This is a genomic window from Alcanivorax sp. (genome assembly GCF_051117345.1).
Taxonomy (GTDB): Bacteria; Pseudomonadota; Gammaproteobacteria; order Pseudomonadales; family Alcanivoracaceae; genus Alcanivorax.
On sequence record NZ_JBNPEC010000060.1, the window covers coordinates 1 to 7,966 of the forward strand.

Below are 7,966 nucleotides of genomic sequence, written 5' to 3' on the forward strand. Positions count from 1 at the left end.
CGTGCCGATGGTGAAAAACTGCTGGCCATGCAGGGCTACGACCCCAACCGGGTCATCGAAGTCACCTGGGGCGAAGCGGCCCGCATTACCTACCCGGTGGATGTCTTCCTGCGCGCCTGGGATCGTCAGGGCCTGCTCAAGGATGTGATCGCGGTACTGGCCAACGAAAAGGTCAACGTGACTGCCGTCCATACCCAGTCCCATCAGGACGACAACACCGCCACCATGCTCCTCACCCTGGAAATCGCCACCCTCGGCAACCTGGGCAAAGTGCTGGCCAAAATGGACCAGCTCAAGGGGGTGCTTGAGGTGCGGCGGTATAAAAAATAGTGAATAGTTAACAGTGAATAGTTAATAGTTCGCGGGACAGGGTTTCCTGTTTTGCCATACCGAGGCCGCGCCCAGTATTTGAGCGCGGCCTTGTTGCTTGAAAACACAACAGCGACAGCCCGCGCGCTGTTAACTGTTCACTATTCACTGTTAACTAATCCTCGCCGCAATTTTGTAAGCATGGCCGATAGGAAGAAGGGAAAGCATGCAAAAACACTCTATCGTCAGTCTCTTGTCCATCATGGCCCAACTCCGCGACCCGGACTCCGGCTGTCCCTGGGATGTGAAGCAGGACTTCGACTCCATTGCGCCTTATACCATCGAAGAAGCCTTCGAGGTGGCGGAGGCTATTGCCCAGCGGGATTACCCGGAGCTGAAAGAGGAGCTGGGGGATCTGTTGTTGCAGGTGGTGTTCCATTCCCAGATCGCCCGGGAGCAGGGACTGTTCGACTTCAACGACGTGGTTCAGGTGCTGTGCGACAAGATGGTGCGCCGCCATCCCCATGTGTTCGGCGAGTCGGATGCCGCCGACGAGCAGGCCGTGAAGGTCAACTGGGAGGCCATCAAGCAGCAGGAGCGGGCCGCCAAAGGCCGGGCCCATGACAGCGCCCTGGATGGCGTCCCCGCCGGCCTGCCGGCCCTGCAACGGGCCTCAAAAGTGCAGAAGAAAGCCGCCAAGGTCGGCTTCGACTGGCCGGAAACCTCACCGGTGCGCCGCCAAGTGGACCATGAACTGGCGGAACTGGACGAGGCCCTGGCCAGTGGTGATCGAGCTGACATCGAAGATGAATTCGGCGATGTACTGTTCACCCTGGTGAACCTGTCCCGCCACCTGAAACTGGATCCGGAACAGGCACTGCGCAAGGCCACCGCCAAATTCGAGCGTCGCTTCCGGCAAATGGAGAAAGATCAGCCCGAACCGCTCAATACCCTGGATGACGACGCCCTGGAAGCTGCCTGGCAGCAGGCGAAATCAGTGAACAGTGAACAGTGAACAGTTACCCGGGCCGGGCTTATCTGTTCTGAATGGCCGAGGCTGCGCCGAGAGGTTGAGCGCGGCCTCGACTTCCTAAAGCCCAACAACGCTGGGTCGCGCCGCTGTTAACTATTCACTATTAACTGTTCACTGCCGAAAAGTTCCCCCTGAAACAAAAACTTCACATTAGAGCAACTTTTCCGTCACTCTAACTCCCCATACTGCGCCACCAAGCAGTAAACGATACCTCCAAACGACGAGGTCTCATTCACGCTGTTGCTTTGCACACATTTATTGCCTGATTGAAGGAGTGTTGGAATGAAGAAGAATTTGCTTGCGATCGCTGTGGGGGCTGCCGTTGCATTTCCGGGCCTGGCTCTGGCTGACGGTCCGACTGTCTACGGTAAAGTAAACATTTCCCTGGAAAACTCTGACGTTGACGACGGCACCACCAGCGAAGACACCTGGGAGCTGAACAGCAACGCATCCCGTCTGGGTGTGAAAGGGGATTTCGACCTAGACGTGGCCAACCTGAAAGCCATTTACCAGGCTGAGTTCGAAATGAGCGTGGATGACGGCGACAAGAGTGGCCAGACTTTCACCCAGCGTAACATCTTCGGTGGCCTGGAAGGCTCCTTCGGTACCATCAAAGCGGGTAAGTTCGACACCCCGACCAAGAAAGCCCAAGGTAAAATCGACCAGTTCAACGATATCGGCGGTGATATCAAGAATGTCCTGGCCGGTGAAAACCGTGTTTCCAACATCATCCAGTACAGCACTCCCAAGCTGGCCGACATGATCACCCTGAACGTAGCGTTCATCCCGGGTGAAGGTGACGACGTGGATGCGGATGGCGAAGCGGATACCGATATCGCTGATACCACTTCCATCTCCCTGGTTGCCGAAAAAGACATGTTCTACGGCGCCGTTTCTCGCGATACCGACATGGGTGACGAACTGGTCGCCGACAGCACCGGTATCGAAAGCCTGGATATCACCCGTCTGGCAGTTGGCCTGAAGCCGGGCAACTTCGAGCTGGGCGCTCTGTACCAGCTGGCTGAAGAGACCGAAGGCGAAGGCGAAGACTCCTCCATGGTCGTCAGCGCTGCAATGAAGATCGACCGTGTGAAACTGAAAGCCCAGTACGGCATGACCGACGGCGACCAGTCTGACGAAGAAGTGACTCAGGTAAGCCTGGGCGCAGACTACAAACTGGCCAGCGCCAGCAAAGTCTACGTCTACGGTACCCAGCTCGACTTCGACCTGGCTGACGAAGAAGAAACCATCTTCGGCCTGGGCATGGAACACAAGTTCTAAATAACAATAAGGCTGGCGGGAGCTTGCTCCCCCAGCCAAGCTTTTCCTCGACGCAAGTGACAGCTGCCCGCCTTTATGGCGGGCTTTTTTTGTTGTGTCTGCGGTCCAGCCATGGCTTTTTGTAAGAGCTATGCTGGCATGGCGAACCACCTCTTATCCTTTTGACGAATGCATAGGGCGGTTACCCGTCAAACCCATCGGTTGTGACACTCCCCAATGGCACCGGCCCCTTTTTCCCGGCAAGTCATGGCATCCTCCCTGTTCCTCTGCTATCAAGAACATTCCAAGCCAACGCGCCAGGACGAGGTCACGGATGAAACAGACGCATTACCACACCTGCAATCTCTGCGAAGCCATGTGCGGTATCGAGATCGAGCATCGCGGTGACGAGATTCTGGCCATCCGTGGCGACAAGGACGACCCGTTCAGCAAAGGCCACATCTGCCCCAAGGCCGTGGCACTGCAGGACCTGCATCACGACCCGGACCGCCTGCGCCACCCGGTGAAGCGCACTGCCGACGGCTGGGTGCCGATCAGCTGGGATGAAGCCCTGGACGAGACCGCCCGGCGCCTGCATCACATTCAGGAAGTGCATGGCAAGGATTCGGTAGCCCTGTACTTCGGCAACCCCACCGCCCACAACCACGGGGCGCTCTTTACGCTGTTGCCTTTCGTCAAAGCCTTGCGCAGCCGCCAGCGCTACAGCGCCACCTCCGCCGACCAGCTGCCGCACCAGCTGGCCACCTGGCAACTGTTCGGCCACCAGGCCTTGTTTCCCATCCCGGATGTGGACCGTACTGACTACTTCCTGATCATCGGGGGCAATCCGCTGGCCTCCAACGGCTCCATCATGACCGTGCCGGACGTGAAAGGGCGCCTGAAAGCCATACAGAAACGCGGTGGCAAGGTGGTGGTCATCGATCCGCGCCGCACCGAAACTGCCAAGGTGGCCGACGAACATCACTTCGTGCGCCCCGGCACCGACGTCTACCTGCTACTGGCCATCGTCCAGGTGCTGTTTGAGGAGCTGCTGGTGGCCCCGGGCCAGCTGGACAAGATTCTCGATGGTAAAAAGGACCTGGCCCGCCTGGTCGCCAACTGGAAACCGGAGAAAGTGGCCGAGACCGTGGGCCTGCCCGCCGATGCCATCCGCAAGCTGGCCCGCGATATTGCCGCTGCTCCTCGTGCGGCCATCTACTCCCGCGTCGGCGTCACCACCAGTGCCCACAGCACGCTCAGTGCCTGGCTGGTCTATGTGATCAACATCCTCACCGGCAACCTGGATCGGGAAGGCGGTGTCATGTTCACCAAGCCCGCCTTCGACATTGTGGCCATCGGTGCCCTCAGCGGCGACACCGGCAGCTTCGACCGCTACCGCAGCCGGGTGCACGGCTACCCGGAATTCGGTGGCGAATTCCCGGTGACCACCCTGGCCGACGAAATGCTTACGCCGGGAAAGGGGCAAGTGAAAGCCTTTGTCTCCCATGCCGGTAACCCGGTGCTGTCCTGCCCGGATGGTCAGAAGCTGGATCAGGCCCTGAATAACCTGGATTTCATGGTCAGCATCGACTTCTACATCAACGAAACCACCCGCCACGCGGACATCATCCTGCCGCCTACCGGGCAACTGGAGCACGCCCAGTTCGACCCCATCTTCCAGGCGGTGGCCGTACGCAACGTGGTGAAATTCACCCCGCCTCTGGTAGAAAAGCCTGAAGGCGCGCTACACGATTGGGAGATCCTCAATGGCCTTACCACCAGGCTGAATCGCCTGCGCGCACGGGACCGCAAAACCCGCCTGCAAATCGCCGCCACCGACCGTTTCGTCCGCAAACTGGGTGATCGCGGCCTGGTGGATCTGGGCCTGCGTCTGGGGCCATACGGTACCGCCGGCAAGGTGCTGGACGACCTGCGCCGCGACGGTCTGCATTCCCTGCCCAAAGTGGCGTGGAAAGTCCTACGAGGTGAACGTAAGGGGCTGACCCTGAAAAAGCTGCTGGCGGAACCCCACGGTATCGATCTGGGGCCGTTGGAACCCATGCTCCCCGAGCGCCTGTTCACCCGGGATCAGCGCATCAACCTTGTGCCGGCACTGTATTTTCGAGCCCTGCAGGGGCTACCGGCGCCCAAACCGGTGGCGCCTGAGCAGATGCTGATGATTGGCCGCCGCCACATCCGCAGCAACAACTCCTGGATGCACAACAGCCAGCGGCTGGTAAAAGGGAAGGGCCGCTGCAACGCCATGATCCACCCGGACGATGCCGAACAGTTGGCCGTGGCCGACGGTGATGACGTGGTCGTCAGCACCCCGTCCGGCACCATCACCCTGCCAGCCTGGCTATGCGACGACATCATGCCCGGCGTCATCAGCGTCCCCCATGGTTGGGGCCATGATCGCGAAGGCGTGCAACTGGGTGTCGCCCGCAGGGTGGCCGGGCAGAGCGTCAACGACATCATCGGCAGCAACCGAGTCGAAGCCGTCACCGCCATGGCTCAGCTCAATGGCATTCCGGTAACAGTGGAGCCCGCCAAGGCCACCAAAAGCCGGAAGAAGGCGGGGTAGTTAAAACGTTTCGCCATGCAAGTATAGCTCCAACAGCAGCCCCCTATCCCTTGGCCGCTGGAGCTTTGCTCGCAAAGCGAATGAAACCTCCCCTCCTAAACAGATCGATCAAAAGCGCATTCACCTCGCCTTGTCCCACCATGCGGCATTCTCCCCATAAAGGAGATCCCCAATGCGCCGCATCCTTATCATTGTGAGTCTGATCATGCTGCAAGCCTGCCAAACCCACCCGCAAGACCCTATCCAGATCGCCGATAATCTGAACCTGGACCGTTTCATGGGCGACTGGTACGTGATCGCCAACATCCCCACCTTGCCGGAAAAGGGCGCCTACAATGCGATGGAGAACTACAAGCGCATCGGCCCCAACAAGATCGCCACCACCTTTACCTTCCGCAAAGGCGGTTTCGACGGGGAGTTCAAGCGCATGACCCCCACCGGTTTTGTCAGCGACGTGGACCCGGCCATCTGGGGCATGCGTTTCATCTGGCCCTTCAAGGCAGACTTCCGGGTGCTATATGTGGATGAGGACTACCAGACCACCATCATTGGCCGGGAAAAACGGGACTACCTCTGGATCATGGCCCGCCAGCCGCATCTCAGCGATGCCACCTACACCAAACTCAAGAACATCGCCCGGGACCGGGGCTACAACCTGGGCGAATTGCAAGAAGTGCCACAGCAGTGGGATGAATAGCCGGTTGGCGTAGTCCTAAAGCGCTACGCCTTGCAAGCCCCCCCCCAATCGCCGGGCTGTTAAGCGCGAGTTACGAGTCACGAGTTTCGAAAAGCAGTCGGTTTTCGCTCCTAGAAACTCGTAACTCGCCTCTCCCCTCCCAAGGCCTGACCGGGTCTGCGCACCCCCCCTTGAAATCTACCCCCAACCCACCATCACTGGACTACCAGTCATGACAAGCAAGGAGCCCCCATGAAAGTCCTGATCGCCGGCGCCAACGGCAAAATCGGTCGTCGCCTGATTCCCCATCTGGTGGCCGACAATATTCAGGTGCGCGCCATGGTCCGTGACCTGGCCCAGAAAGCCGACCTGGAGATACTGGGTGCTCATGAAGTGGTGGAAGCAGACCTGGAAGGGGATTGCAGTCAGGCCCTTGAAGGTCAGGATGCGGTTATCTTTACCGCAGGGTCGGGCCCTGATACCGGCCCTGAAAAAACCATCGATGTGGACCAGAACGGCGCCATCAGCCTGATTGACCAAGCCAAAGCGCAAGGAGTAGGGCGCTTTATCATGGTCAGCTCCATGCGCGCCGACGACCCGGAGTCCGGCCCGGAAAAACTGCGCCATTACTTCGCGGCCAAGGGCAAGGCGGACGACCACCTGCGCGCCAGTGGGCTCAACTACACCATCGTCCGCCCTGGCCGGCTTACCGAAGAGCCGCCCCTGGAGAAAGTGAAGGTTGCTGAAAAGTTGAAGGAATTTGGTGATATATCCCGCGAAGATGTCGCTAAAGTGCTCTCGGAAACCACCCGCCGTGAGCTGAGCAACAAGGAATTCGACGTCATTGCCGGCCCAACCCCCATCCGTGACGCCCTTGATGGACTTTGAGCGAAAAGATCCTACTGGCCAACCGTAGGAGCTACGCTCGCATGGCGAGCTGTTCCCAGCCCTTTCGCCATGCAAGTACGGCTCCTACAGTCAGGCACAGGGCTTCTGCCGAGTCGCTCAGGCGCAAGTCCTCCGGCTTTGTCAGACAAGGGGCGCACCCCCCTCAAACCCCCTAAGCTACTATTCACAGGCTCGGCTCAGGCGTCCGCCTGAATTCTTTTCAATCGGCGTCGTAAACCGTTCGCATTCCCGTAAACAAACTGTAAAATGCGGCCCCTTGTCATATAGCTGACAAGATTAAGCACGCATAATGCGCCTCTTGTTATGCACCACAAGAAGGATAGGACGTCCTAGTGCGGTTATCTCCCTCCCTAATTCGGTGGCTCGGAGCCCTGTGCATCGGCCTCAGCGCGTCTTCCCAGGCGGCTACCCCCTGGGTGCAGGCCGGCGACCTGACGGCGCGCCACCATATTGAAGCTTTGCAAAGCCAGGGCTGCCTCAAGGGCATCACGCTGACCTGGCCGATCAGTTGGGCGGCCCTCATGAAAGGCTATCGCCTGGCTCTGGCGGGGCAATCCTCCGACGAAGTCAGCACCTGCAAAAACCAGCACTCTGCCTATCTGCAGCAAGCCCTGGAGCAGACCCGTCAGGCCTCCCGTGGGGCGCAATTGACCGTCGGCGGCGCCACTCAAGAGCCGCTCTACACCAGTTTTTCCTCCCAGGTAGAAGATGAAGCTACCAGCCGGATCGCCCTCTACAGCATGGGCGAGCACTGGGCGGCAAACCTGGCGGTTGGCTATGTGGATGGTGAGCGGGACGATACCCATCTGCGTTTCGACGATACCTATCTGGCCGGCATAGTCGGCAACTGGCAGCTTGGCGTCGGTGCCATCGATCGCTGGTGGGGCCCGGGCTGGCAGAGCTCTCTGGCCCTGTCCAATAACGCCCGCCCGGTACCTGGCCTGTGGATTTCCCGGCACATGCCGCTGGCACCGGAAAGCCCCTGGCTGAGCTGGATCGGTCCCTGGGATCTGCAGGTTATTGCCGGCCAACTGGAAAATGACCGCGCCGTGACGGAAGCCCGCCTACCCGGCGCTCGCTTTGTCTTCAATCCCCTGGATTCCCTGCAAATCGGCATGACCCGCCTGGCTCAGTGGGGTGGGGAAGGGCGGCCGTAGGATCTGGATGCCTTCTGGAATGCGGTCATCGGCCGCGA

At 59.4% G+C, this 7,966-nt stretch carries 7 protein-coding genes; all 7 read left to right on the top strand.

Annotated features, from left to right (window positions below; genetic code table 11):
* A partial coding sequence (locus ACFE0K_RS04010) for an ACT domain-containing protein (protein WP_434534832.1) occupies nt 1-330 on the top strand: 330 nt, incomplete at its 5' end.
* 205 nt (nt 331-535) lie between these two features.
* Nucleotides 536-1,324, top strand: coding sequence for a nucleoside triphosphate pyrophosphohydrolase (gene mazG / locus ACFE0K_RS04015; protein WP_434534833.1), 789 nt, complete (start codon nt 536-538; stop codon nt 1,322-1,324).
* 300 nt (nt 1,325-1,624) lie between these two features.
* Nucleotides 1,625-2,623: a porin gene (locus tag ACFE0K_RS04020; RefSeq protein WP_434534834.1), complete on the top strand. Its 999-nt coding sequence runs from the start codon at nt 1,625-1,627 to the stop codon at nt 2,621-2,623.
* Between the two features lie 313 nt (nt 2,624-2,936).
* Nucleotides 2,937-5,186: a molybdopterin-dependent oxidoreductase gene (locus ACFE0K_RS04025; RefSeq protein ID WP_434534835.1), complete on the top strand. Its 2,250-nt coding sequence runs from the start codon at nt 2,937-2,939 to the stop codon at nt 5,184-5,186.
* A 172-nt stretch (nt 5,187-5,358) separates the two neighbouring features.
* Nucleotides 5,359-5,883: a lipocalin family protein gene (locus ACFE0K_RS04030; protein ID WP_434534836.1), complete on the top strand. Its 525-nt coding sequence runs from the start codon at nt 5,359-5,361 to the stop codon at nt 5,881-5,883.
* Nucleotides 5,884-6,114: 231 nt separating this feature from the next.
* Nucleotides 6,115-6,750, top strand: coding sequence for an SDR family oxidoreductase (locus tag ACFE0K_RS04035; protein ID WP_434534837.1), 636 nt, complete (start codon nt 6,115-6,117; stop codon nt 6,748-6,750).
* A 353-nt stretch (nt 6,751-7,103) separates the two neighbouring features.
* A complete protein-coding gene (locus ACFE0K_RS04040; RefSeq protein ID WP_434534838.1) occupies nt 7,104-7,928 on the top strand; it encodes a capsule assembly Wzi family protein in 825 nt (274 codons plus the stop codon).
* The last annotated feature ends 38 nt before the right edge of the window (nt 7,929-7,966 follow it).

Bases quoted from the DNA above. Each gene is read 5' to 3' on its own strand.
- mazG (WP_434534833.1), top strand. From the start codon at position 536: ATGCAAAAACACTCTATCGTCAGTCTCTTGTCCATCATGGCCCAACTC.
- ACFE0K_RS04025 (WP_434534835.1), top strand. From the start codon at position 2,937: ATGAAACAGACGCATTACCACACCTGCAATCTCTGCGAAGCCATGTGC.
- ACFE0K_RS04035 (WP_434534837.1), top strand. From the start codon at position 6,115: ATGAAAGTCCTGATCGCCGGCGCCAACGGCAAAATCGGTCGTCGCCTG.
- ACFE0K_RS04020 (WP_434534834.1), top strand. From the start codon at position 1,625: ATGAAGAAGAATTTGCTTGCGATCGCTGTGGGGGCTGCCGTTGCATTT.
- ACFE0K_RS04030 (WP_434534836.1), top strand. From the start codon at position 5,359: ATGCGCCGCATCCTTATCATTGTGAGTCTGATCATGCTGCAAGCCTGC.